The sequence below is a fragment of the Mesorhizobium sp. M0243 genome, assembly GCF_040321775.1.
GTDB lineage: Bacteria > Pseudomonadota > Alphaproteobacteria > Rhizobiales > Rhizobiaceae > Mesorhizobium.
Window position 1 is genome coordinate 1 of the sequence record NZ_JAMYSF010000021.1, and the last position, 26,076, is coordinate 26,076.

The window sequence follows — 26,076 nt, forward strand, 5'->3', positions numbered from 1 at the left end:
TGCCGCCAGGGCGGGGCGCCGGGGGGCCGGGGCGGCCCGCCCCCAACCCGCCTTCCGCCCCCCCCGGGGGGCGCTTTGGGGGTGGGGGGGGGTTTCCCCCTACGCCGGATCGACATCGCACTCATCGATTTCATCGGCACCGTGCGCTTCCACACGCAATTGCCGGCGGATGAAGCCAATCCCTTTCCGCAAAGCGGCGATCTGTTCGGCGCGATCAGGCAAGCCATGACCAGCCTGCCGGTCGAGGCGCGCAGCCGGGTTGCCGGCATCGGCCTGGCCGTTCCCGACGATGTCGACACGATGGCTGCAACCCGCAACGGATCGAGCACCTCGCTGAAAGCCTTGCAGGGGGAGATCGAGGAACAGATCAAGCTGCCGGTTTTCGTGCAGAACGACATCACCGCGGCAGCTGGCGGCGAGAGCATGTTCGGCGTCGCAAAGCCGCTCAACGACTATCTGTTCTTCTATCTGGGAGCACGGCTGCAGAGCAGGCTCATCCTCAACCACCAGATCTACAAGGGAAACTCCAGCGCCAGCTTCGATCATGGCCTGATGCGCCTGGAGAGCGAACTGGCCATGCGCGGGCGCCCGTCCGAAATCATCTGGAGCAGCAGCCCTGAGTGGCCTGACCTGGGCGAGGCCTACAGCGCATGGCTGGGCGAGTGTTCCGACCGCCTGAAAGCGTCGATCTCCGCGCTGACCCAGTTTGTCGAGTTCAGTTCGGTCGTCCTGTCCAGCTATGCGCCGCAAAAGATCGCCGAGGCCTTGTGCGACGACATCGGCCGGGAATTCCCCGGCATCGAAGCGCTGCCCGCGCGGGTCAGCATCAGCCCGAAGGCCGTCGGCGCGGCAAGCCTGCCGTTCAGTTCGCGCTTCATGATCCAGTGATCGAGCCGAACCGGCGTTGCCGGTCTGCCGATCATGCACCCTCTGCAGGTCCATCGATGATTTTCAGGTGACCAAGCGAATCTACTTGCCAGGACGCCTCACTTAATAGCATGTTAAGTGAACCCTGAGATCGCCATGAAAATCGCTGCGGATCACGCACTCAATGACAATGCCGCAACCAGCGCCGAAGCGCGCCGCTCGACGGTATTGGGCGATCGCATCAAGGCCTATCGCACCACGCGGCGCCTGACGCTGCGCCAGCTCGGCGGCATGATCGGCACCACCGCCAGCTTCCTGAGCCAGCTCGAGCGCGGCCTTTCCGGCGCCAACACCAGCACATTGATGCTGATCGCCAATGCGCTCGGCATCAGCCTCGCCGATCTTTTCGACGACTGCGAAGTGTCGCCGCACGCGGTGCTGACACGCGCCGAGCGGCCGGCGCTGCCGACCAGCGAAGGCTACCGCAAGACGCTGCTGTCGCGCCGGCCGATCCGCGAGATGGAAGTCTATTGCGGCGAGTTCGCCGTCGGCGGCTCCACCGGCGACGTGCCCTATACGCATGGCAACGCGAGCGAGATGTTCCTCGTGCTGCGCGGACGCGTGCAACTGACGCTCGGCGACGAGAGCTTCACCCTCGAAGAGGGCGACAGCATCGAATATTCGACCTCGACGCCGCACCGGACGATCAATGTCGGCGATGCGGTGGCCGAGGTGCTGTGGATCATCGCGCCGCCGACAAGCGGCGCTGTCGACCTCGATCAATATGTAGCCCGGAAAACGCTCGCGCCCGGCCTGCCAAAATCAAACAGCGAGCCATCGGAGGGTTAGAAAATGGGAAGCAGATCAAGATTGGCCGGATTTGTCGGCGCCGCCGCACTGGCCTTGCTCGCAGCCGCCGCTCACGCGCAGAACGCGCCGCCGGCCGGAACCGTGGTCGACGGCTCGTTGAAGGGCAAGACGCTGACCTTCGTCTCCTATGGCGGCATCTACCAGGACGGCCAGGTTGCCGCGCTCAAGGAATTCGTCGACAAGAGCGGCGTCAAGCTTTTGAACGACGGACCGACCGAAATCGCCAAGCTTCAGGCGCAGGTCGAATCAGGCAATGTGACCTGGGATGTCGTCGACACAGACGATTTTCCGCCCTTCGTGCATTGCGGAAAACTGTTCCAGAAACTCGATCTGACCAAGCTCGACATCTCGCACATCCCGCCCGGACAGGTCGGCGAATGCAGCGTGCCGGCGATGAACTACGGCATGGTCCTGATGTACAAGAACGACACGTACAAGGACAATCCGCCAAAGGACTGGAAGGATTTCTTCGACACCGCGAAATTCCCCGGCACCCGTGCCATCGACGGCAGTGGCAGCCCGCTCGGCGGCCTGATCGAACAGGCCATCCTGGCCGACGGCGGCAAGGTCGACGCCATGACGCCTGCCGATATCGACAAGGGCATCGCCAAGATCAAGGCGATCGGCCCCGACACCATCTTCTGGAAGACCGGCGCAGAATCCCAGCAGCTTGCCGAATCCGGCGAGGCCGACATGATCATCATGTGGACTGGCCGCGCCATGACGGCGGTCAAGAATGGCGCTGCCTATACGCCGGTGTGGAAGGACTGGCTGGTCGTCATGGATCAGCTGACCATCCCGGTCGGCGCCAAGGACACCGATGCCTCCTACGCGCTGATCAACGCCTATCTCGGCAAGAAGTCGCAGGAGATCCTGACCGAGCAGACGTCCTACTCGCCGATCAACAACGAGGCGCAGCCCAAGGTCGACGCATCCGTCGCCGCCTTCCTGACCAACACGCCGGACCACGCGAAGCTCGGCTACCAGCAGAACATCAAGTTCTGGGTCGCCAATTTCGCCGCCGCGTCCGACAAGTGGACGGCGCTGATGGCCGGCAACTGAGCCGGCTATCACTGAGGTGACGGCGTGAGCCAGACATCGCATACGCCGACGGCCGGGGGTGATCATTCCCGGCCGTCAGGTGCCGTGCAGGGGCCGCAGCGGCGCCTGCGCCTTGCCGCCTATCCGTCCCTGCTGGCGATGCCGGCCCTGCTCCTGCTTATCGCGGCTATGGGCTATCCCTTGCTGACCGTCACGCTGCGCAGTTTTTCGGACCCGGCCTGGGGCCTGCAGAACTACGTCTGGTTCTTCTCCACGCCGGTGAACGTCACCGTCCTGTGGCGCACCTTTTCCATCGCCGCCTGGGTCACCATCGTCTGCGTCATCGCGGCCTACCCCTACGCCTATCTCATGACGGCCGTCGAGCCGCGCCTGCGACTCGTCCTCATCTTGTGCGTTTTGGTGCCGTTCTGGGTCAGCGGCGTGGTGCGCACCTTGGCCTGGGTCATCCTGCTGCAAGATTCCGGCATCATCAATTCGGTGATCAGGCTGCTCGGCTTTGACGGCGTGAAGCTGATCCGCACGCAGACCGGAGTCGTCATCGGCATGGCGCAGGTGTTGCTGCCGTTCATGATCCTGCCGCTCTATTCGGTCATGCGCGGCATCGATTTGCGCCTCGTGCAGGCGGCGCGCAGCCTTGGTGCGCGCCCGGCACGCGCCTTCCTGGAAATCTATCTGCCGTTGTCGCTGCCCGGCGTCTTCGCCGGCGCCATCATCGTCTTCATCCTGTCGCTCGGCTTCTACATCACGCCGGCCCTGCTCGGCGGCCCGCGCAGCACCATGCTGTCGACGCTGGTGCAGAGCCAGGTGCTCAGCCTGCTCAACTGGGGCCGAGGCGGCGCCATGGGCGTCGTCCTGCTGGTCGCGACCTTCGTGCTGCTGGCGCTCGCCGCACCGCTGATGCGCCAGCGCCACAAGCAGGCGTCCAGATCATGAGACAAACGCCGTTCCGCATTCTGCTCGGCCTGTTCTGCCTGCTGGTCGCCGTCTGGCTGGTGATGCCGACGCTGGTCATCATCCCGATGTCGTTCAACGAGAAGAAGTCGCTCGCTTTCCCGCCGTCCGGCTTCTCCTGGCAGTGGTACGCGAATTTCTTCACCAATCCCGATTGGCTGTCGAGCTTCTTCAATTCGCTCAGGGTCGCGGGCCTCGTCGCCGTTGCCGCCACGCTGATCGGCACGCTGGCGTCGCTTGGCCTCAGCCGCATGAAACATTCCGGCGCCGGCCTGCTGCGCGCCATCCTGATCACGCCGATGATCGTGCCCGGCGTGGTGCTGGCGATCGGCATCTATGCCGTTTACCTCGACTACCAGCTTGTCGGCACCACCACCGGCTTCGTCATCGCGCACACGATGCTGGCGATCCCCTTCGTCATCATCGCCGTATCGGCAAGCCTCGAAGTCTTCGACGTGCGGCTGGAAACGGCGGCGGCCAGCCTCGGCGCCAACCGCTTCACCACATTCCGCACCGTGACCTTGCCGCTGATCGCGCCCGGTATCCTGTCCGGGCTTTTGTTTGCCTTCGTCACCTCCTTCGATGAAATCATCGTCGCGCTGTTCATCACCAGTCCCTACCTCAAGACCTTGCCGGTGCAGATCTTCACCAGCATCACCCGCGACGCCGACCCGACGGTGACGGCCGTCGGAACCATCATCTTCATTGCCACGACGCTGATCATCAGCGCCGGGCTGATCATCAGCTCGAAATCGACGAGGAGTTGAGATGACTGCGAGGGAACGTGGCGCGGCCATCGACATCAAGGGCGCAACCAAGCGCTACGGCAATTTCACCGCGCTCGACGATGTCAGCCTGCATATCGAGCCCGGCGAGTTCATGACGCTGCTGGGGCCTAGCGGCTCGGGCAAGACGACCACGCTCAACGTCGTTGCGGGCTTCACCGACCTCACCGCAGGCGATCTTGCCGTCGGCGGCAACAGCATCGTCGCCCTGCCGGCGCACAAGCGCAACATCGGCGTCGTGTTCCAGCACTACGCGCTGTTTCCGCACATGACCGTCGGCAAGAACGTCGCCTATCCCCTCACCTTGCGCGGCATGGACAAGCAGGCGCGCGACCGTCTCGTCGTGCGAGCGCTGGACATGGTCAAGATGGCCGATTTCGCGCATCGCTATCCCTCAGAGCTTTCCGGCGGCCAGCAGCAGCGCGTGGCGCTGGCGCGCGCCATCGTCTTCGATCCGCCGCTGCTGTTGATGGACGAACCGCTCGGCGCGCTCGACAAGAAACTGCGCGAATGGCTGCAGCTGGAGATCAAGCGCATCCACCGCGAACTCGGCACCACCTTCGTCTATGTGACGCACGACCAGGAAGAAGCGCTGGTTCTGTCCGACCGCATCGCCGTGTTCAACCAGGGGCGCATCGAACAGGTCGGAACCGGCCGCCAGCTCTATGACGAGCCGACGACCTTGTTCGTGGCCAAGTTCATCGGCGAATCGACCAGTTTGCGTGGCACCGCCCAGACGTCAGGAAACGAGACCAGCCTGACGATCGCCGGCCAGAAGATCGTGGCCAACGGCAAGCTTGCCGGCGGAGGCAAACCGGTGGTCCTGCTGCGGCCGGAAAAGCTCTCGCTTGCCGGCACCAACACGCCTCCCGCCGCCGGGCAGAACAGCCTCACCGGTGAGGTCAGCGAGGCGATCTATCTGGGGTCGGGTTCGAAATACCAGGTGACGCTTCGCGATGGCTCGGTCGCCATCGTGCGCTCGTCGCTGGAAGCCACACCGTTCTCGATTGGTGACACGGTCGATCTGCGCTGGTCGGTAGTCGATGCAAAACTTCTTGCCGACGACGATCGCGCCGACACGACGATGACCTGATCGCTCTTTTCCCCGCAGGATTTTTAGACATGGACGCCAAAGTCAACGGCAACGTCTCGTTCTGGTATGCCGACATCGGGCTGCCGGCCTATCGCGCGCCGCTCCCGGGTGACCTCGAAGCCGATGTCTGCATCGTCGGCGCCGGCTACACCGGCTTGTGGACAGCTTACTATCTGAAGAAGGCCGATCCTTCGATCCGCATCGCCATCGTCGAAAGGGAGTTCGCCGGCTTCGGCGCGTCGGGCCGCAATGGCGGCTGGCTGTCCGGCGGCTTCAGCTGGTCGCGCGAGAAATATCTGCGGACCTCGACGCGCGGCGCCGTCATCGACATGGAAACCGCCATGCATGGCACGGTCGACGAAGTGATCGCGGTGACCGAGGCCGAAGGCATCGATGCCGACATCCGCCGCGTCGACAATCTGACGGTCGCCACCAACCCGCCGCAGCTCGAACGGATCAAGGCCGCCTATGCCGATGCGATCGGCTGGAGCGTGCCGCAGGACCGCGTCAGCCTGATTGGCCAGGCAGAGGCCAAGGCCCGCATCAACATCAAAAATGTGCTTGGCGGCTATGTCCACCACGGCACCGCGCGCGTGCAGCCGGCCAAGCTGGTGCGTGGGCTCTCCGAAGCCGTCGAGCGGCTTGGCGTGCCGATCTACGAGCAGACCACCGTGACCGGCATCGAGAAGGGCAAGGTCACGACGAACCGCGGCACCGTGCGCGCGCCGATCATCATCCGCGCCACGGAAGGGTTCACGGCCGGCATATCAGGCAATGAGCGGCTCTGGCTGCCGCTCAACAGCGCGCAGATCATCACCGAGCCGCTGCCGCAATCGCTATGGGACGAGATCGGCTGGGAGGGCCATGAGCTTCTCGGTGACGCCGCGCACGCCTATTGCTATGCGCAGCGCACCCGGGAAGGCCGCATCACCATGGGCGGGCGCGGCGTGCCCTATCGTTACGGCTCGCAAACGGATGTGCGCGGCCAGACGCAGCAGGCCACGATCGAAAGCCTGCACGCGATCCTCACCCGGCTTCTGCCGCAGACAGCCGGGCTTCGCATCGACCACGCCTGGTGCGGCGTTCTGGGCGTGCCGCGCGACTGGTGCACGACATCAGGCCTCGACCCTGAAACCGGCATCGGCTGGGCCGGCGGCTATGTCGGGCTCGGCGTCTCAAGTTCCAACCTTTCGGGCCGCACGCTGCGCGACCTTATCCTGCGCCGCGACACCGAACTGACCCGCCTGCCCTGGGTCAACCGCCAGGTGAGCAAATGGGAGCCCGAGCCGATGCGCTGGCTCGGCGTCCACTCGATGTATCAGCTCTATCGCGTCGCCGACGAGCGCGAGGAAGCCGGCCTCCAGCATACGTCGAAACTGGCCGCAATCGCCGACCGCATCACAGGACATTGAGAGACCGCCATGACCGACTTCCAGACCTTCGCCCATCTCGCTTCCATCGACCTCGGCGAGCCTGAGCCCAAGCCGACCTCGATCAGCGGCGATCAGCTCGAAGCAGCGAAGACGCTGTGGACCTCGCCTGACGGCACACTGGAAGTCGGCGTCTGGGAGTGCACGCCCGGCCGCTTCACCGCATCGCGCGAGAGCAATTCCGAAACCTGCCACATCGTGTCAGGTCGGGTCTCGCTGCATGGTCCCGATGGCCGCAGCGAGGACGTCGGTCCGGGCGAAATGCTGGTGCTGCCGAAAGGCTGGAAAGGCGAATGGACGATCCACGAGAAGACGCGCAAGCTCTATATCCTGCACTTCGAGGCGTGAGCTGACTGGAACAGCCGCTACTCGTCGTCTGAACGATCATCCTCGGCAACAACAGGCTTGCCTTCTATCGCCTGCCGCAAGGCGTCGTTGATGCGGTCCTGCCAGCCCGGCCCATCCTCCTGGAAGTGGTCCAGCACGGCGCGATCGATCCGGATCGAAACAAGCTCCCTGACGCCTGGAGCGGCGGAGGGCTCACGAACCGGCGCGGCCGGCTTCTTCACCGGCTTGAAAGCCGCCTCGGCGGCCGTCATCGGATTTGTCGGTCGACGCGGGGGATTTGCCATCGGATGACCCTGACTGAAGACGATTCGTGCACGACGTGGCACGCTTGCGCCACCATAGCCCAACCAGCGCCGTCGCGCAGGCCCCTTTGGTCGGGACAATCACTCGGCTGCTTGAAGACTCTGCGCGTCGATGATGACCCTGATCTCGGCGCGGCAGGAGCCGCAATTCGTGCCGGCATGCAGGGCCGTGCCGATCGCCGCAACGCTGCCGCAGCCGCCGCGCACCGCTTCCGCGATCTGGTTGGCGCCGACGCCGAAACAGGAGCAGACGATGGCGCCGCGGTCGACGTCGATCCCGCCCGGTCGTCCGGCTACGATCGCCAACCTGCCGCGCCGGTCGACATGATCGGCACTCAACTGTTCCGCCGCCCAGCCGCGCGACACGGCGACCGGGCCGGGTGCGACGAACAAGGCGGCTGACAGTTGATCGCCGTCGAAGGCGGCGATGCGATGCTGGCCGGCGTCGCGGTCATGATAGGCGAGCATTTCCGCACCCGGTGACACGCCGAACAGTGACCCGGCAAAGCCAGCCCAATCGATGTCGTCTTCGGCAAAGGCAAGCTCGACCCGCCAGCCGCCCTTGCATTTGGCCACGGCCCAGTAGGCCGCGGTATCAGGCTCAGGCCTGCGCCGCGTCACCGCAAAGCCAAAGGCCTTTGCGGCGAATTTCTCGATGCGGGCGGCGACATGTTTCAGCGCCGGCTGGCCGGAAATGGGATCGGTCAGCGGCGCGGTCAGCGTGTCGAGCCGGCCCCTTGCCGCAAACTGATCGGTCCAGTGCATCGGCGCAAACAGGCTGCCCTGGCGCTGGCGCGCCGTCACCAGCGCGCGCACCAGCACGTCGCCGCGCGGGCTGGAAACCCGCGCGATGTCGGCGTCGCCGATGCCGAAGCGCTGCGCATCCGCCGGGTGGATTTCTACGAAGGGCTCGGCGATGTGCTGCGACAAACGCGGGCTTTTGCCGGTTCGCGTCATGGTGTGCCAATGGTCGCGGATACGGCCGGTATTGAGGATCAGCGGATAGTCCGGGCTGGTGCGGACTTCCGTGGTGGGGCGGATGGCGATGAAGCGCGCTTTGCGGTCGGGCGTGTAGAAATTGCCGTCGGCGAAGAAGCGGGTGGTGTTACCTTCCAGCCTCTGCCCGGCCCGAAGATGCTCGTCCGACTGATGTCGAGCTTGAGCACCCCCCTCTGTCCTGCCGGACATCTCCCCCGCAAGGAGGGAGATTGGCAGCTTTGATGCTCGCATATCTCCTGCATTGTTTGTAATTGGCGAAGGCCGTGGTGGCAGCCGATCTCCCCCCTTGCGGGGGAGATGGCCGGCAGGCCAGAGGGGGGTGGCTGGGCTCGGCGCCGGCCATTGGAACGGCTCCAGCGCCTCATACTCCTCCGCATCAACCCCGGCATAAGCACCAATATCGAAATCCCGCGCGCCATCATTCTCGAATCCTGACAGCGCGGCATGCTCGGCAAACACCTCCCCTGGCGTCGCATAGGAAAACGCCTCGCCAAACCCCATCCGCTTGCCGACCTCAGCGACAATCCGCCAGTCGGGCCTTGCCTCGCCGGGCACGGGCAAAAACGCGCGCTGGCGCGACACACGGCGCTCTGAATTGGTGACGGTGCCATCCTTCTCGCCCCAGGCGGCGGCGGGCAGCCGGACATGGGCGTGGCGGACGGTGTCGGTCTGGGCCAGCACGTCCGACACCACCACGAACGGGCACGCCTTGATCGCCGCCTCGACGGCATCGGCGTCCGGCATCGAATCGACCGGGTTGGTGGCCATGATCCACAGCGCCTTGATCCGCCCGTCGGCCAGCGCCTGGAACATCTCGACTGCCTTCAGGCCGGGCTTTCCGGCAATGGCCGGCGCGTTCCAGAAGCGCTGCACGCGGTCGCGATGGTCGGGGTTTTCGATTTCCATATGCGCGGCGAGCATGTTGGCCATGCCGCCGACCTCGCGGCCGCCCATGGCGTTGGGCTGGCCGGTCACCGAAAACGGCCCTGCTCCGGGTTTGCCGATGCGGCCGGTGGCGAGATGGCAGTTGATGATGGCGTTGACCTTGTCGGTGCCGGATGACGACTGGTTCACACCCTGGCTGTAAACCGTCACCGTTTTCGCCGTTGCCGCAAACAGGCTGTAGAAACGGCCAAGCTCGTCCTCGCTCAGGCCCGTGCCGGCAGCGACGCCGGCCAGGTCGAGCGCGGAGGCCGCGAAAAGCGCTTGCCCGAAGCCGGTCGTGTGCGTCGTGATGTAGGCGCGGTCGAGCGCATTGTGCTGGCCGAGATAAGCGAGCAGCCCGGTGAACAAAGCGACGTCGCCATCCGGCGCGATCGCCAGATGCATGTCGGCGATGTCAGCGGTCATGGTGCGCCGCGGATCGACCAGGACGATCTTCATCTCCGGCCGCTTTTCCCGGGCAGCCGCGATGCGCTGGTAGAGCACCGGATGGCACCAGGCGAGATTGGAGCCGACCAGCACGATCAGGTCGGCCAATTCCAGATCCTCATAGGTTCCCGGCACGGTGTCGGAGCCGAAAGCGCGGCGGTGGCCGGCGACCGAGGAGGCCATGCACAGGCGCGAATTGGTGTCGATGTTGGCCGAGCCGACAAAACCCTTCATCAGCTTGTTGGCGACGTAATAGTCCTCGGTCAGCAACTGGCCCGAAACATAGAAGGCGACCGCATCCGGGCCATGCTCGGCGATGGTTTGCGAGAAGGTCGAGGCGACAAGGTCGAGCGCCTCGTCCCAGCCGGCGCGGCGGCCGTGGACCTCCGGATGCAGCAGCCTGCCATCGAGGTCGATGGTCTCGGCGAGTGCCGAGCCCTTGGAGCAGAGCCGGCCGAAATTGGCCGGGTGGTCGGGGTCGCCGCGGACGGACACCTGCCCGTCCGCGGTGGCCTTCGCCAGCACGCCGCAGCCCACCCCGCAATAGGGGCAGGTGGTCCTCACCTCGCGCGCTTCGTCGATCTCCATGGGTTCAGGCCGCGCGGCTGGCCAGCGCTTCCAGCGCAATGAACAGATGCTCGCCTTCGACCCGCACCGGAATGGTGCGCACCGCGCCCTCGTCGGCGCCGAGCGCCTTGCCCGTCTCCAACGAAATCACCCAATTGTGCAAGGGACAGGTCACCGCCGCACCGTGCACGATGCCCTGGCTGAGCGGTCCGCCTCTGTGCGGGCAATGGTCGTCGATGGCATAGACCTGATCGTCGGCGGTGCGGAAGACGGCGATCTTGCCTTCCGGGGTGGCGACGCAGCGCGCGCCGCGGCGGGGGATGTCCGAGATAGAGCCGATTGATACCCAGTTCATGATTGTCACTCCGCCGCCTGCGCAAACCCGACAGAGGCCATCGGCCGGAATTCATGCTTGTCCTTGCCGGAAACGCGTTCCGACCACGGATCGACCTGGGCGAATTTCTGGCTGAAGACGAAGCGGTCGTAATAAGCCTTGCGCTTCTCGCCATCGTCCATGATCTGACGCTTGATCTCGGGGATGCCGATGCGCTTGGCCCATTTGTAGATGCGCTCGAGATAGCGGCCCTGCTCGCGATACATCTGCGTCAGCGCCACGATATGCTCCAGCGCCTCGTCCTCGGTCTTGACCAGGCCCAGCACCTCGGTGCCCTTGATGTCGAGGCCGGCCGCCCCGGCGAAATGGATTTCGTAGCCGGAGTCGACGCAGATCACGCCAACATCCTTGCAGGTCGCCTCGGCGCAGTTCCTTGGACAGCCCGACACCGCCATCTTGACCTTGGCCGGCGTCCACGAGCCCCACATGAATTTTTCGATGCGGACGCCGAAGCCCGTAGAATCCTGCGTGCCGAACCGGCACCAGTCTGAGCCGACGCAGGTCTTCACCGTGCGCAACCCCTTGGCATAGGCGTGGCCGGAGACGAAGCCGGCCTGACCGAGATCGGCCCACACTGCCGGCAGGTCCTCCTTGCGGATGCCGAGCATGTCGATGCGCTGGCCGCCGGTGACCTTGACCATCGGAATTTCGAACTTGTCGACGACGTCGGCGATGGCGCGCAGTTCGGCGGCATTGGTCACCCCACCCCACATGCGCGGCACCACCGAATAGGTCCCATCCTTCTGGATGTTGGCGTGGACGCGCTCGTTGATGAAGCGCGACTGGTAATCGTCGGCGTAGTCATCCGGCCAGTCGCAGACGAGGTAGTAGTTGAGCGCCGGCCGGCATTTGGCGCAGCCGCAGGAGGTCGTCCATTCCAGTTCCTGCATGACGGCGGGAATGGTCTTCAGGCTCTTGGCCTTGATCAGCCGGCGCACCTCGTCATGGCCGAGGGTGGTGCAGGAGCACATCGGCTGCACGGCGGCGGGGTTGTACGTGTCGCCGAGGGTCAGCACCATCAGCTTTTCAACCAGCCCGGTGCAGGAGCCGCAGGAGGCCGACGCCTTGGTGTGGGCGCGCACGTCGTCAAGCGAGGTCAGGCCCTTGGCCGTGATCGCGCCGGTGATCTTTCCCTTGCAAACGCCGTTGCAGCCGCAGATTTCCGCATCATCCGGCAAGGCTGCAACGGCCGCCATAGGGTCCAGCGGGGCACCCCCCTGGTAGGACTGGCCGAAGATGAGCGTGTCGCGCATTTCGGAAATGTCGGTCTGCTTCTTCTTGAGGTCGTTGAACCAGGCGCCGTCAGCCGTCTCGCCATAGAGCACGGTGCCGATGATGCGGTCATCCTTCAGCACCAGGCGCTTGTAGACGCCTGCGGCGGCGTCGCGCAGCACGATCTCCTGGCGATCCTCGCCCTCGGCGAAGTCGCCGAGCGAGAACAGCTCGATGCCGGTGACCTTGAGCTTGGTCGGCGTGTCCATATGGACGAAGGCCGCCGCCGCGTCGCCGGCAAGCTGGCTGGCGGTCACGCGCGCCATCTCGTAGAGCGGTGCGACGAGGCCGTAGACTTGGCCGTTGACCTCGGCACATTCGCCGAGCGCGTAGATGTCGGGATCGTTGCTGCGCATGCCGGCGTCGACGACGATGCCCCTGTTGACGGCGATGCCGGCCTGTTTCGCCAGCGCCGAATTCGGCCTGATGCCGACGGCCATCACCACAAGCGTTGCTGGGATAATGGTGCCGTCAGCGAGCTCCACCTGCCCGACCTTGCCGTTGCCTGTGATCGCCTGTGTGTTGGCCTTGGTGATGACCTTGATGCCGCGCTGTTCCACCGCACGCTGCAAGAGATAGCCGGCCGCGGGATCGAGCTGGCGCTCCATCAGCGTCGGCATGACATGCAGCACGGTGACGTCCATGCCTTGCGCGTTCAGCCCTGCTGCCGCCTCCAGCCCGAGCAGGCCGCCGCCGATGACCACCGCCTTGGCCCGCGACTGGGCGGCAAGCATCATCGCCTGCACGTCGTCGAGATCGCGATAGGTCAGCACGCCCGGCAGGTCATGGCCGGGCACCGGAATGATGAACGGCACCGAGCCGGTGGCGATGACGAGCTTGTCATAGGGTTCGGTGACGCCATGATCGGAGGTGACGGTCTTCGCCGCTCGGTCGATGGCGACGATCTTGTGGCCCTTGTAGAGGGTGATGTTGTTGGCGATGTACCAGCCGTCGCCGTGGATGATGATCTCCTCATAGGCTTTCTCGCCCGACAGCACCGGCGACAGCATGATGCGGTCGTAATTAACGCGCGGCTCGGCGTTGAAAATGGTGACGGTGTAGCGGCCCGGAGCCTGTTCCAGCAGGTGCTCCAGCATGCGCCCCGGGGCCATGCCATTGCCGATGATGACAAGTCTTTCGCTCATGGTGCTACTCCGCGGCTTCGACGAAGCGGTGGCGTTCGTAGAGGAACTTCAGCACCGCCTCGCGGCAGCGCAGGAAGGTCCGGTCGGAAGAGAGTTCGACGCGCCGGCGCGGCCGCGCCAGCGGCACGGCAAGCACTTCGCCGATGGTTGCCGCCGGGCCATTGGTCATCATGACGATGCGGTCGGACAGCAGCACCGCCTCGTCGACATCATGGGTGATCATGATCGTCGTCGAGCCGAGCCTGGAATGGATGTCCATCACCGCGTCCTGCAGATGCGCGCGCGTCAGCGCGTCGAGCGCGCCGAACGGCTCGTCGAGCAGCAGGATCTTCGGCTCCATGGCCAGCGCCCGGGCGATGCCGACGCGCTGCTTCATGCCGCCCGATATCTCGGCCGGGCGCTTGTCCTTGGCATGCGCCATCTGCACGAGGTCGAGATTGCGCATGATCCAGTCATGCCGCTCGGCCTTGCTTTTCGAGCGACCGAAAACCTTCGACACCGCCAGGTTGATGTTTTCATAGACGGTCAGCCACGGCAGCAGCGAGTGGTTCTGGAACACCACGGCGCGTTCGGGACCGGGGCTGTCGACCTCCTTGTCCTCGAGCAGCACGGCGCCGGCGGACACCTTGGTCAGCCCGGCGATCAGATTGAGCAGGGTCGACTTGCCGCAGCCGGAATGGCCGATGATGGAGACGAATTCGCCCTTGTCGATGGTCAGCCTGATGTCCTTCAACACCTCGCTGACCTGGGCACCACGCGAGAAGGATTTGTCGATATGGTCGAGCTTCAGATAGGCCGTCATCGCCCTCTCCTCACTTTGCCGTTGTGCCGCGGGTGACGAAGGCGCCGACCGCCGCGACCAGACGGTCGAGGCAGAAGCCGGTGACGCCGATATAGGCGAGCGCCACGATGATGTCGGGCAGCCGCGACGAGTTCCACGCGTCCCAGATGAAGAAGCCGATGCCGACGCCGCCGGTCAGCATTTCGGCGGCGACGATGGCGAGCCAGGACAGGCCGATGCCGATCCTCAGGCCGGTGAAGATGTAGGGCGCGGCGGCCGGTACCATGATCTTGACGAAGAATTCGAACTGGTTGAGCCGCAGGATGCGCGAGACGTTGCGGTAATCCTCGGGGATGTTGCGCACGCCGACGGCGGTGTTGATGATGATTGGCCAGATCGACGTGATGAAGATGACGAAGATCGCCGACGGGCTGGAATCGCGGAACGCCGCCAGCGACAGCGGCAGCCAGGCCAGCGGCGGCACCGTGCGCAGGATCTGGAACACCGGGTCGAGGCCGCGCATCGCCCAGATCGACTGGCCGACCAGCGCGCCGAGCGCGACGCCGACCACCGCCGCCAGGCCGAAACCGATGGCGACACGCTGCAGCGAGATCAGCACGCGCCATGCCAGGCCGATATCCTGCGGGCCATTGTCGAAGAACGGATGCGCGATCAAATCGTAGGCCTCGTTCCACACCTGGGTCGGCGGCGGCAGGCTTGATGTGGGCGACGAACAGGCGATCTGCCAGACGACCAGCATCAGCGCGATGACGATGATGGGCGGCACCAGCGCGCTCGCCAGTTTGCCGGCAATCGCCAGCGGATCGAAGCGGCGTCGTGCCTTGGCGGTGAAGGCGATGACCTCCGCCTGCTTCGGGGGGAACGCCTTCACCTTTGTGTCCTCGATAGTCTGGATCGACATGTCTGAGAAAAACTCCTTGGGGGCAGGTAGTGATCGCAAGCGGCGCAGGGCGCCGCTTGCGGTTGTGCTACGCCGATGCCTTGATCTTCAGGCTGTCGAGATAGGCCGACGGATTGGCCGGATCGAAGATCTTGCCGTCGAAGAAGGTCTCGACGCCGCGCGACGACGACGCCGGAACGTCGGCCGCCGCGACGCCGAGATCCTTGGCCGCCTCGCGCCACAGATCCTCGCGGTTGACCTGATCGACCAGCGCCTTGATGTCGGTGGTCGGCGCGAACTTGCCCCAGCGGATGTTCTCGGCGAGGAACCACGCATCGTGGCTCTTGAACGGATAGGAGACGCCGCCTTTCCAGAACTTCATGTAGAGATCGGTGCCGTTGGCGACACGGCCATTGCCGTAGTTGATGTCGCCCTTGAGGCGGCCGATGATGTCGGCGACAGGCACGTTCATCCATTGCCGCTTGCCGATGATGGCGGCCATCTCGTCCTTGTTGTCGCTGGCCTCGCACCATTGCTGGGCTTCCATGACGGCCATCAGGATCGCCTTGGTGGCGTTCGGGTATTTCTCGATGAATTCGGCACGCAGGCCGAGCGCCTTTTCCGGATGGCCCTTCCACAATTCGCCCGTCGTGGCGGCGGTGAAGCCGACGCCCTGATGGACGAGCTGCTCGTTCCACGGCTCGCCGACGCAGAACACGTCCATGTTGCCGACCTTCATGTTGGCCACCATCTGCGGCGGCGGCACGACGATGGTCGAAACGTCCTTGTCGGGGTCGATGCCACCGGCGGCCAGCCAGTAGCGCAGCCACAAATCATGCGTACCGCCCGGGAAGGTCATGGCGGCCTTGATTTCCTTGCCGGCCGCCTTCTTGGCGGCAAAGGCGTCTTTCAGCTTCGAGGCATCGAGGCCGACGCCGGTGCCGGCATATTCCTGGGCGACCGAAATGCCTTGGCAGTCGTAGTTGAGCCGCGCCACGATCGCCATCGGCATCGGCTGGTTGTTCTGCGTCACCTTGCCGGCGTGCATAAGGTAAGGCAGCGGCGTCAGGATATGGGCGCCGTCGATGCCGTTGGCCGCGCCGCCGAGCATCAGATTGTCGCGTGTCGCACCCCAGGAGGCCTGCTTGAGCACCTCGACATCGGGCATGCCGAACTTGGCGAACAGCCCCTTCTCCTTGGCGATCATCAGCGGTGCCGCATCGGTGAGGGCAATGAAGCCGAGCTTGGCGCCGGTGACCTCCGGAGTGGCGGTGGCGGCATAGGCACCGGAAGGGAAGAGCTTGCGGGCCGCCATGAACAGGCCCGCCGTCATCGCGCTGCTGACCAGAAAATCGCGGCGCGTCATGTCCTTGAGGGTCGTTCCAGTCCTGATCCGTTTCGTCATCGTCGTCTCCGGTTGGGCGCGGCTTGGGATCCGCGTCGTCGATTGCGTGTTGATCAAAACAAAAAAGCCGCCAGCCAGGTCATCGCGTCCCGGTGACCGGGAGCGCGCATTAACCTGAGCGGCAGCTTTGCCTGTGGCGCCCGCCATTGGACGCCTGTTCCGTGACCCGCGAAGGGCCTGCCTATTTCAAAGCAGGAACCGTGCCAGTTTCGAGAGAGGCGAAAAAGATCAATTAAATCAGTAACCCGCGCCGATCGCGGACGCGCCGGGTCCTATGGCCGGAAGGTCAAAGATTGCTCATTCGGGCAATCGCGCGCACAATTTTTGTGCAATGCACAAGAATGACGCGGAAATGATCAGGCTTCCGCGCGAGCCGATTTCTGGCCGGCAATGTACGCGTCGACCTCGTCCGGATCGAAGATCTGGCCGTCGAAGAAACCGTCCGGACCGAGCACAAGGCCGGCGCCTGTCGCGCCGACCGCGGTGGCAACTTGGAGCGCACCCTCGACTTTCGAATTGGCGCCGGGAAGCGCCACGCCAAGCGGCTTCAGAGCCGAACGGTAGAGGTCGGGCCGGTAGCAGTTGCGGGCGATGGCAAGGTTTTCCGGCGTGTGCGCCACGTGCCCCCAGCGCACCATCTGCGTGTAGAACCACAGCGCATGGCTCTTCCACGGAAAGTTCGCCGCCTTGTCGAAGGGGAGGAAGAAGTCGTCGATGCTCCGCTCCGCGCCGCCGCCCAGTCGGAGATGGCCGGTCAGGATCGGCATCTGCACGGCCGGCGGCAGGCCGAGAAAGCCGGCCTGCGCCATGACGGCAGCCAATTCGCCATGGTTGGCCGGATCCTGGCACCAGCGTGCCGAGTGATGCAGCGCGCGCAGCAGCGCCGCCAAGGCCTCGGGGTTTTCGTCTGCCCAGGCCTTGCGCACGCCGATCACCTTCTCCGGGCTGTTACGCCATATCCGCGCCTTGACGGTGACGATATGCCCGGTGCCGGCGGCAACCGCAGCACTGTTCCAGGGTTCGCCTACGCAGTAGCCGTCGATGCGGCCGGCGGCCAGTGCATCGGCCATGAAGGGCGGCGGCACGATGACGATCTCGATTTCGCGCGTCGGATCGATGCCGCAGGCGGCGAGCCAATAGCGCAATTCGTAATTGTGCCCGGAATGCGGATGCACCACGGCGAAGCGCAGCGGGTCGCCACCGGCCGCAGCGCGCTCGCGAATGAGCGCGCGCAGCGCCGCACCGGCGCGCGCGGGGTCGAGATCGGCTTCGGCGCTGTGCGCCACCATTCCGGCCCACACAGTGTTGGAGACGGTGACGCAATTGCCTCCGAGTCCGAGCGAGAACGGCACGATGGTTTCCGAAGCGAGCGGCGTCAGCCCGAGATTGCAGGCGAGCGGCATCGGTCCCAGCATATGCGCCAGATGGAAGTGACCGATGGCGATGCGGTCGCGGATGTTAGCCCAGGACGTCTCGCGGTGCAGGGTGAGGTCGATGCCTTCTCGTGCGGCAAAGCCAAGCTCACCGGCCGCGACCAGCACGGCGCTGTCGAAAAGCGGCATGAAGCCAGCGGTGATCTGGTGCGCGGCGTCCATGCTCATTCGTCCTCCGCCGGCCCCAGCAACCCGGCGGCAGTCACCAGGCTCTGGGCGATGTCGCCGATCTTGCGGTTCTGGTTCATCGCCGTCTTGCGCAGCAGCGTGTAGGCGGCCTCTTCGGAGAGGCCGCGCGACTTCATCAATATGCCCTTGGCACGATCGATCACCTTACGGCTCTCGAGCTCGCCGCGAACCTCTTCCAGTTCGCGCGCCATGCGCGAAAAAGCGTTGAAGCGGCTGACCGCCATGTCGAGAATGGGTTTGACGCGCTCTTGCCGCAGACCGTCGACGACATAGGCCGAAACGCCGGCATCGACCGCCGCCTCGATCGAGGCCTGGTCCGAGCGGTCGACGAACATGGCGATCGGCCGTTTTACGGCACGCGAAAGCTGGAACATGTTTTCCAGCATGTCGCGATTAGGGTTTTCGAGATCGATGACGATGACATCGGGCTCGATCTCGGCGATCCGCCGCGCAATGCCGGTCACATCATGGATGACGGTGACCCGCTCATGGCCGGCCTCGCGCAACCCCGCCTCGATGATCGCGGCGCGGATGCGGTTTTCGTCGATCACCAGGACGGCGAGTGCGGTTCGAACCATGCCTGCATTGTGACCAAGCGGAGGAATTGTGCAATGCGGTATGGTTGAACAACCCGAGATTCGCTAACCGCGCCGCAGGCGCCTAATCCGCCGCCAGCGCCGTGACCTCGCGGCGGAAGGGCAGTGCGTCGCCAATATCGGCTTCGTCCAGCTCGCGGGCGAAGCGGTGGCCGGCGTAGGTTGCCCAGGCGATCGGACCCGGCGCCTCGGCATCGCCGATGATTTTGATCGAGCGGATGCCGCTATCGGCCCATTCATCCCTCCGCGCCTTCAGCTCGCACCAGACGCGATCGTCCTGTTGGCGCGACGTCACGAGCACGACGGCGTCCGCGGCGATGTCGCGTTGGCTTCCCGTATAGGCACACGCAGTGGCAACCCCACCCGCCACGATGCGGGTCACAATCCGATTCAGCACGATATCGACGCCGAGTTCGGCCAGCCGGCGGTGGATGGCGCCCTGCTCCAGCGTGTTGCGGGTCCAGTCGGACACATAGGCCGACGGTGTCACCAGCGTCACCTTCGCGCCCTGGCGCGCCATCAGCTCGGCCAGAACGCCGCCCATGTAATAGTGATCGTCATCGAACAGCACGACAGTGCCGGTGGGCACATTGCCGCCCATCAGATCGTCCGGCGTATAGACCGGCATGGCCGGGTCCGCCGGCATCGGCACGACATGCGCGCGCGCCACGCCGTCACGGCGCCATGTCGATCCGGTGGCAAGCGCAATGTTCTGAAAGCCGAAGTCCAGTATCTCCTGCGCCGACAATCGGCTTTCGAAATAGACGTCGACATTGGACATCTGGCTGATCTGGTACTGGCGGTAGTCGCGCACGCGTCCCCATGCCGAGAGACCGGGCAAGCGGCATTCGCGCGCCACGCGGCCGCCGAGTTCGGTGCCGGCTTCGGCGATGGCCACCTGATAGCCGCGCAGGCCGAGCGCACGCGCCGCCTCCAGCCCGGTCGGGCCGGCGCCGACGATCAGCACGCTGTCGCTGTCGCCCTTGGCCTGCATGCGTTCGGGATGCCAGCCCTTGCGCCACTCTTCCATGAAGGTCGGGTTCTGCGTGCAGCGCGAGATCGACATGGTCATGTCGCCGGTGATGCAGATGTTGCAGCCGATGCATTCGCGAATGTCCTCGATCCGACCCTCCTCCACCTTCTTCGGCAGGAAGGGATCGGCGATCGACGGGCGCGCGCAACCGATGAAATCGAGCGTACCGGACTTGATCATCTTCACCATCACATCCGGCGAGGTGAAGCGGCCGACACCGACGACCGGCTTGGAGGTCAGCGTCTTGATGCCGGACACCAGGCTCTCCTGCGCGCCCTCCTCCTTGAACCGCGACGGCCCCGAACAATCCTCCCACGCGCCATGCGCCAGGTCCCAGAGGTCTGGCAGGTCGGCGTGCATCTCGATCATGTCGCGCACTTCGGAGTTGGCGAAGCCAAGCTCGCCGATCATCTCGTCCAGCGACAGCCGCAGCGTCAGGCCGCACGTGTCGCCGATGGCATCCCTGCCCTCTTCGATCAACTCACGCATCAACCGCGAGCGGTTTTCCAGCGAGCCGCCATATTCGTCGCTGCGCTGGTTGGTGGCGGTGGACAGGAAGTGCTGGATGATGCCGAAGCCATGCGCGCCGTAGAGGCAGACCAGGTCGAATCCCGCAAGCCTGGCACGCTTGAATGCATTGCGGTGCCAGCGGCGCAGGTCGCGTATATCCTGCTTGTCCATGGCGCGCGCCTGAACCGGATCGTTGGTGAAGGTCCGGATCGGCAAGGCCGATGGCCCGCGCGGCACTTCCTTGGTGTAGAGGTTCGGCCCGTTGATGCCTGAATAGGCCAGCTGGATACCGGCCAGCGCGCCATGCTGGTGCATGGCCTTGGCCATCTTCGCCAGTGCCGGGATATCGGCATCGTCCCACAGCCTGAGCTCGATGAAGGGCGTGATCTCCGAAGTATGGTGCATCTCGGTCTGCTCGGTGAAGATGACGCCCCAGCCGCCTTCCGACTTGATGCGGCGCATCTCGGCTGCGGCCGAAGGGTCGCGGTAGCCGCCGCCATTGCAATGCGGAACCTGGTAGAAGCGGTTCTTGGCGGTCACCGGACCGATCTTCACGGGCTCGAACAAAATGTCGTAGCGCGGATCGCGCATGGAACGTGCCTTCCTGCCAGCGTCGCCTTGCACATGCCCGATCATGGTTTCGAGCCAAGGTGCAAGCCGGCCAGCCCAGTGGGTTGATGCCTTGAGACCATTCATAAATTGCGACAAGCGCCGGGAAACAACAGATTTCTTCTGTGCCGGTTAGGACGCGCCTAATCGCCCGCCGGGATTAGCATCCGCTGAATCCCGGCTGAGCCAAATGCGACTTCAAGGCCGCGGCCGCCCGATGCTAGAAGTGCCGACGGCCAATGAGACACAAGACGCATGGACAGCATCCAGATCCTTGAAAAACTGATCGCGTTCCCGACGGTGAGCCGCGATTCGAACCTCGCCCTCGTCGGCTACGTGGCGGAGCTGCTGGACGCGCATGGCATTGCCAGCCAGATCATCCACAGCGAGGACGGCCACAAGGCCAACCTCTTTGCCACCATCGGACCGGCCGACGCTTCCGGCATCATGCTGTCCGGTCACACCGACGTCGTCCCCGTCGACGGCCAAGCCTGGACGCTGCCGCCCTTCGAGATGACGAGCCGAGACGGCAAGCTTTACGGACGTGGCACAGCCGACATGAAGGGTTTTGTGGCCTGCGCGCTCGCGGCGTGCCTGAAAGCCTCGAAAATGACGCTGCGCACGCCGCTGCATTTGGCACTCTCCTACGACGAGGAGATCGGCTGCATTGGTGTGCGCAGCCTGATCGACATGCTGCAAGCAGCCCCGCAGCGGCCCTTGCTGTGCATCGTCGGCGAGCCCACCGACATGCAGGTGGCGACGGGCCACAAGGGCAAGCTTGCCGCACGCGCGCTCTGCAAAGGCCGCGAAGGCCATTCGGCGCTGGCCCCGTTGGCGCTCAATGCCATCCATCTCGGCTGCGACTTCGTCGCCGCCTTGCGCCGCGAGCAGGATCGGCTGGTGCGCGATGGCGCCCGCGACGGCGACTACGACATTGCCTACACGACCGTCCATGTCGGCAAGATCAACGCCGGCGTGGCGCTGAACATCGTGCCGAACCTCTGCCAGGTCGACTTCGAGATCCGCAATGTCGCGGCCGACGATCCGCACGAGATTCTCGACCGTCTGCGCAAGGAGGCTGCTCATATTGCATCCGAAGCCTCGGCCACCGCCCCCGAGGCGGCGATCGACATAGACATCACCAACACCTATCCCGGCCTGGACACGCCGGCCAGTTCGCAAGCCGTCGCTTTCATCAAATCGCTGACCGGCGCCAACAACACCATCAAGGTTGCCTACGGTACGGAGGGCGGCCTGTTCAGCCGCGATCTCGGCACGCCGACGGTCGTGTGCGGACCGGGATCGATGGCGCAGGGACACAAGCCGGATGAGTTCGTCAGCGTCGAGCAGATGCGCCGCTGCGACGGCATGCTGGAAAAATTGCTGCAGCGGCTTGCCGACCAGCAGTTGGCTTAACCGGGGCTACTTCTGTGGAAGTGCTGCCTGGCCGACAGCCCGCTCGGCGCCGAACACGCCTTGCTCGACGACGAAATGCCGGCAGTGGTCGATGAACGCCTGGACGGTTTGCGTGCGGTGTTCGGAACTGGGCAAGGCGACGCCCATGGTCAGCGGCCGCAGATCGCCGTCCAACGGCACGAAGACCAGCGGCTTGCCGTCCGGCGCCAGCGTGTTGAGCGGCCGCATATTGGCGATGCCGTAGCCGAAGCCGTTGGCCACCATGGAACGCATGACGGCGATGTCGCCGGTGCGCTCGGCAATGTTGGGGCGGATCCCGCGCTGGTGGAATGCAGAAAGGAAATATTCGCGGCTGAACGGCAGGTCGAGCAGCACCATCGGCTCATCGGCCAATTCCTCCGTCGTGATCGACGCCTTTGCCGCGAAGCGATGCCCCGCCGGCAGCATGACATAGGCCGGCACCAGCATCAGCGGCTCGAAGGTCATGTCCTGCGACAGTTCGAGATCGTAGGTCAGTGCAAGATCGATTTCACCGCGCTGCAGCATCTCGAGCAATTGCCCCTGATTGCGCTCGAACTGGCGCACGCGCACATCGGGATAGGCGCGCTCGAACCGCATGCGCAGCGCCGGCAGCACGATCTGCGCAAACGTCAGCAGGCATCCTACCGCCAGCGGACCACGCACCTTTTCGGCAAAGTCGCCGGCGACGTCGTGCAAGGCGTCGGCATCGTTGAGCAGCCGGGCGGCTTCCTTGAGGAAGACGCGGCCGCCGGCCGTGAGCGAGAGACCGTGCGAATGCTTGCGGACAAAAAGCTGGACGCCGAACTCGGTTTCCAGTTGGGCGATGGAAGCCGAAATCGACGGCGGCGAGACATTGACCTGTTCGGCCGCCTTGGCGATGGAGCCGGCTTCGCCCACGGCGACGAAATATTCCAGCTGTCTGAGCGTGAAGCGTAGCGGCATGGCTGGCTATGTTGCCGGTTTGAGGGCTTCGATCAAGCCTAATGCATGTCGCGCAAAAGTGGCCCCGGTTTTGCGCAAACGACATGCATAGAGCAAAGGCCTAAAGCGCATCGCGTGAATCCGTTCAATCGCGATGCGCTTTAGGCGCCCATCAGTACTTGATCCATGTCGTTTTGAGCGCGGTGTATTTGTCGAGCGCATGCAGCGACAGGTCGCGGCCGAAGCCGGATTGCTTGAAACCGCCGAACGGCGTCATCGGGCTCAGCGCGTCGACCGTGTTGACGGAAACCGTGCCGGCATGCAGCCGGCCCGCGATACGATGCGCGCGCGACAGGCTGTCGGTCCACAGCGATGCGGCCAGCCCATAAGGGCTGTCATTGGCGATGCGGATCGCGTCGGCCTCGTCGTCGAAGGCGATGACCGAAAGCACCGGCCCGAAGATCTCGTCGCGGGCAATCGGATCGGCAGGCGCGACATCGTCGAAGATGGTCGGCTGGACAAAGCTGCCGCGCCCGTTGACCGTGACCAGGTCGCCGCCCGCGACCAGGCGCGCGGTTTTCTTGCCGGCCTCGACGAAGCGCATGACGTTGGCGGCGTGGCGACTATCGACCATCGCGCCCATTTTCGAAGCCGGATCGAGCGGATCGCCGGGCTGCGTGACCGCCGCACGTTGCACCAGTTTCTCCACCAGAGCATCCTTGATGCCGCGCTGGACGAGCAGGCGTGAATTGGCGGAACAGACCTCGCCCTGGTTGAAGAAGATGCCGAAGGCCGCCATGTCGGCTGCCGCGTCGAGATCGCCGCAATCGGCAAAGATGAGGTTCGGGCTCTTGCCACCGGTCTCCAGCCAGACCTGCTTCATGTTCGACTGGCCGGAATACTGCAGGAACATCTTGCCCACGGCGGTCGAACCGGTGAAGGCGAGGCAATCCACATCCATATGGCGGCCAAGCGCCTGGCCGGCGGTTTCGCCAAGGCCGGGCACGACATTGAGCACGCCTGCAGGCAGGCCCGCTTCCATTGCCAGTTCCGCCAGAAGCAGGGCCGACAAAGGCGACTGCTCGGCGGGTTTGAGCACCACCGAATTGCCTGCCGCCAGTGCCGGCGCGCACTTCCACGTCGCCATATCGAGCGGGAAATTCCAAGGCACCACCGCGCCGACCACGCCAAGCGGTTCGCGCCGCACCAGCACCAGATCACCTTCGCCGGTCGGCGCCACTTCGCCATAGATCTTGTCGATGGCCTCGCCATACCATTGAAAGATCGCTGCCGAGCCGGGGACGTCGACCGCGGCCGCATCCCTGACCAGTTTGCCCATGTCGAGCGATTCCAGCAGAGCCAGTTCATGCAGGTTTTCGCGCAGCAATTGCGCCAGCCGCAGCAGAACCTCCTTACGGTGCGCCGAGCTGGTCCGCGACCAGACGCCGGTGTTGAAGCTGCGCCGCGCTGCGGCAACCGCCAGATCGATGTCTTCCTCGCCGCAGGACGCCACTTCGGCCAGCACCTCGCCGGTCGCCGGATTGACGCTGGCGAAGGTCCGGCCCGAACGCGCCGCGACCGTCTTGCCGTCGATGAACGCCTTGTCGCGAAAACGGATCGCGGACGCCTTGCCGATCCAGTCCTTGTGGCTGAGCTCGCTCATCGCAGGTGGCCCCTGTCTTGACTATTCGTCGCCCGGCACGCCGTAGCTCGGCGCATCGGATGGGTTTATCGCGCGGGTCACATAGGCATCGAGCTGCGGCTTGTAGAGTTCCCACAGTGTCGCCAGCTGCTCGATCGGGCAATCGTCGGTCCAGTCGCAGCGCAAGTCGGCGACCGGCCACGCAACCTCGCGCACCAGCTTCATGCCGGCGGAATGGACAGGACCAGCCTCGCCGCCGGCTTTCAGCGCGGCGCGCATGGTCGCGATGAGGCGGCCGCCCAAATGCCCTTCCGACGCCAGGAAGGCCTCGACCATGGCTTGCGGAACGCCGTCATGGGCCAGCATGTTGCCGCCGCAGGCGACATTGTCCGCACGCGCCTCCGCCCAGATGCCAAGCGCCTTGGGACCCGAATGGATCGCGGTCGTCCCGGCGACATCGACAGCCAGCACCTGCCGGTATTCGGGATAGGCGCCGGTGCGCTTCAATATGGCAATCGCCTCGGCGGCCGAAGCGCCGCGCGCCAGCAATTCGAGGCCTCGCAGCCCCAGCATTGGATCGGTGACGTTCTGGCTGGCAATGGCGCCGACGCCTGCCTGCGCATAGGCGCAGCGCGCGGCGACAGCAGGCGACGAGGAGGATACTGCGACTCCGAACATGCCGGTGTGGCTGCACCGCGCGACAATGGAAAAGGTCATCGCCGTCAGTCCGGGATAACTGCGGTGCCGTCGATCTCGACCAGCCAGTCCGGCCGCGCCAAGGCCTGTACGACAAGGCCGGTCGAAACCGGATGCACGCCTTTGATGTACTCGCCCATGGTGCGGTAGACGGCCTCGCGATGGCGCAGATCGGTGATGTAGACCACCACCTTGACCAGGTGCTCCATGGTGCCGCCGCACTCCTCGATCAGCTGGCGGATGTTCTGCATGACCTTGTGCGTCTGCTCGACCGGATCGTGGCTTTCGATATTCTTGGCCGTGTCGAGATCCTGCGGGCATTGGCCGCGCAGATAGACGGTCCTGCCGCCCCGCGTAACGACCGCCTGGCACAGATCATTGTCGAGCTTCTGCTCGGGATAGGTGTCCTTGGTGTTGAACTTGCGAATTCTTGTATGCGCCATCTTGGTCTCCGTCAGATCAGGCTC

The 26,076-nt window shown here is 64.7% G+C and carries 23 protein-coding genes; 9 read left to right on the top strand and 14 right to left on the bottom strand.

Annotated features, from left to right (window positions below; all coding sequences use genetic code 11):
• The 8 genes from NKJ11_RS23745 to NKJ11_RS23780 all read left to right on the top strand — a co-directional run.
• On the top strand, nt 1-888 hold an 888-nt coding region (locus tag NKJ11_RS23745; protein WP_352794373.1), incomplete at its 5' end, for an ROK family protein.
• Between the two features lie 135 nt (nt 889-1,023).
• Nucleotides 1,024-1,716 carry a helix-turn-helix domain-containing protein gene (locus tag NKJ11_RS23750; RefSeq protein WP_023809406.1) on the top strand — a complete coding sequence of 231 codons (693 nt, stop codon included), beginning with the start codon at nt 1,024-1,026 and terminating at the stop codon, nt 1,714-1,716.
• A gap of 3 nt (nt 1,717-1,719) precedes the next feature.
• Nucleotides 1,720-2,799 (top strand): extracellular solute-binding protein, encoded by a 1,080-nt coding sequence (locus NKJ11_RS23755; RefSeq protein ID WP_023809407.1) that lies wholly within the window; start codon nt 1,720-1,722, stop codon nt 2,797-2,799.
• A 24-nt stretch (nt 2,800-2,823) separates the two neighbouring features.
• A complete protein-coding gene (locus tag NKJ11_RS23760) occupies nt 2,824-3,732 on the top strand; it encodes an ABC transporter permease (protein WP_023809408.1) in 909 nt (302 codons plus the stop codon).
• Entirely contained in the window at nt 3,729-4,517 is a 789-nt protein-coding gene (locus tag NKJ11_RS23765) for an ABC transporter permease (protein WP_023809409.1), read from the top strand. The genes NKJ11_RS23760 and NKJ11_RS23765 overlap by 4 nt, the downstream gene beginning before the upstream one ends.
• 1 nt (nt 4,518) lies before the next feature.
• Nucleotides 4,519-5,628, top strand: coding sequence for an ABC transporter ATP-binding protein (locus NKJ11_RS23770; protein ID WP_352794375.1), 1,110 nt, complete (start codon nt 4,519-4,521; stop codon nt 5,626-5,628).
• Between the two features lie 29 nt (nt 5,629-5,657).
• On the top strand, nt 5,658-7,040 hold the full coding sequence (locus NKJ11_RS23775) for an NAD(P)/FAD-dependent oxidoreductase (RefSeq protein ID WP_023809411.1): 1,383 nt from the start codon (nt 5,658-5,660) through the stop codon (nt 7,038-7,040).
• 9 nt (nt 7,041-7,049) lie between these two features.
• On the top strand, nt 7,050-7,406 hold the full coding sequence (locus NKJ11_RS23780; RefSeq protein ID WP_023809412.1) for a cupin domain-containing protein: 357 nt from the start codon (nt 7,050-7,052) through the stop codon (nt 7,404-7,406).
• 17 nt (nt 7,407-7,423) lie between these two features.
• Here NKJ11_RS23780 and NKJ11_RS23785 read toward each other — a convergent pair whose 3' ends face one another.
• The 10 genes from NKJ11_RS23785 to NKJ11_RS23830 all read right to left on the bottom strand — a co-directional run bounded on the left by NKJ11_RS23785 (nt 7,424) and on the right by NKJ11_RS23830 (nt 20,895).
• A complete protein-coding gene (locus NKJ11_RS23785; protein WP_023809413.1) occupies nt 7,424-7,690 on the bottom strand; it encodes a BrnA antitoxin family protein in 267 nt (88 codons plus the stop codon).
• Nucleotides 7,691-7,789: 99 nt separating this feature from the next.
• Nucleotides 7,790-10,666 (bottom strand): nitrate reductase, encoded by a 2,877-nt coding sequence (locus tag NKJ11_RS23790; protein WP_023809414.1) that lies wholly within the window; start codon nt 10,664-10,666, stop codon nt 7,790-7,792.
• 4 nt (nt 10,667-10,670) lie between these two features.
• A complete protein-coding gene (gene nirD, locus NKJ11_RS23795; RefSeq protein WP_352551520.1) occupies nt 10,671-11,000 on the bottom strand; it encodes a nitrite reductase small subunit NirD in 330 nt (109 codons plus the stop codon).
• A 5-nt stretch (nt 11,001-11,005) separates the two neighbouring features.
• Complete coding sequence (gene nirB, locus NKJ11_RS23800; RefSeq protein WP_352610874.1) at nt 11,006-13,456, bottom strand: nitrite reductase large subunit NirB; 2,451 nt, start codon at nt 13,454-13,456, stop codon at nt 11,006-11,008.
• A gap of 4 nt (nt 13,457-13,460) precedes the next feature.
• The gene (locus NKJ11_RS23805; protein ID WP_023809417.1) at nt 13,461-14,258 is read right to left on the bottom strand and encodes an ABC transporter ATP-binding protein; all 798 of its coding nucleotides are present in this window, start codon (nt 14,256-14,258) and stop codon (nt 13,461-13,463) included.
• A 10-nt stretch (nt 14,259-14,268) separates the two neighbouring features.
• Entirely contained in the window at nt 14,269-15,159 is an 891-nt protein-coding gene (gene ntrB / locus NKJ11_RS23810; RefSeq protein WP_352794376.1) for a nitrate ABC transporter permease, read from the bottom strand.
• 67 nt (nt 15,160-15,226) lie between these two features.
• A complete protein-coding gene (locus tag NKJ11_RS23815) occupies nt 15,227-16,543 on the bottom strand; it encodes a CmpA/NrtA family ABC transporter substrate-binding protein (protein WP_352794377.1) in 1,317 nt (438 codons plus the stop codon).
• A gap of 356 nt (nt 16,544-16,899) precedes the next feature.
• Nucleotides 16,900-18,138, bottom strand: coding sequence for a CmpA/NrtA family ABC transporter substrate-binding protein (locus tag NKJ11_RS23820; protein WP_352551663.1), 1,239 nt, complete (start codon nt 18,136-18,138; stop codon nt 16,900-16,902).
• A 2-nt stretch (nt 18,139-18,140) separates the two neighbouring features.
• Nucleotides 18,141-18,743: an ANTAR domain-containing response regulator gene (locus NKJ11_RS23825; protein WP_013530455.1), complete on the bottom strand. Its 603-nt coding sequence runs from the start codon at nt 18,741-18,743 to the stop codon at nt 18,141-18,143.
• Nucleotides 18,744-18,825: 82 nt separating this feature from the next.
• The gene (locus NKJ11_RS23830) at nt 18,826-20,895 is read right to left on the bottom strand and encodes an oxidoreductase (RefSeq protein ID WP_352794378.1); all 2,070 of its coding nucleotides are present in this window, start codon (nt 20,893-20,895) and stop codon (nt 18,826-18,828) included.
• A 273-nt stretch (nt 20,896-21,168) separates the two neighbouring features.
• Here NKJ11_RS23830 and argE point away from each other — a divergent pair, with 273 nt between their 5' ends.
• Entirely contained in the window at nt 21,169-22,329 is a 1,161-nt protein-coding gene (argE, locus tag NKJ11_RS23835) for an acetylornithine deacetylase (protein ID WP_023809422.1), read from the top strand.
• Nucleotides 22,330-22,335: 6 nt separating this feature from the next.
• On the opposite strand, the gene NKJ11_RS23840 is transcribed toward argE, so the two are convergent.
• The 4 genes from NKJ11_RS23840 to NKJ11_RS23855 all read right to left on the bottom strand — a co-directional run bounded on the left by NKJ11_RS23840 (nt 22,336) and on the right by NKJ11_RS23855 (nt 26,052).
• On the bottom strand, nt 22,336-23,292 hold the full coding sequence (locus NKJ11_RS23840; RefSeq protein WP_023809423.1) for a LysR family transcriptional regulator: 957 nt from the start codon (nt 23,290-23,292) through the stop codon (nt 22,336-22,338).
• A 151-nt stretch (nt 23,293-23,443) separates the two neighbouring features.
• Nucleotides 23,444-24,934 (bottom strand): aldehyde dehydrogenase, encoded by a 1,491-nt coding sequence (locus tag NKJ11_RS23845; protein WP_352441988.1) that lies wholly within the window; start codon nt 24,932-24,934, stop codon nt 23,444-23,446.
• A 21-nt stretch (nt 24,935-24,955) separates the two neighbouring features.
• Nucleotides 24,956-25,630 (bottom strand): DUF1028 domain-containing protein, encoded by a 675-nt coding sequence (locus NKJ11_RS23850; protein ID WP_352794379.1) that lies wholly within the window; start codon nt 25,628-25,630, stop codon nt 24,956-24,958.
• A 5-nt stretch (nt 25,631-25,635) separates the two neighbouring features.
• Nucleotides 25,636-26,052 carry a RidA family protein gene (locus tag NKJ11_RS23855; RefSeq protein ID WP_352794381.1) on the bottom strand — a complete coding sequence of 139 codons (417 nt, stop codon included), beginning with the start codon at nt 26,050-26,052 and terminating at the stop codon, nt 25,636-25,638.
• Nucleotides 26,053-26,076 lie beyond the last annotated feature (24 nt).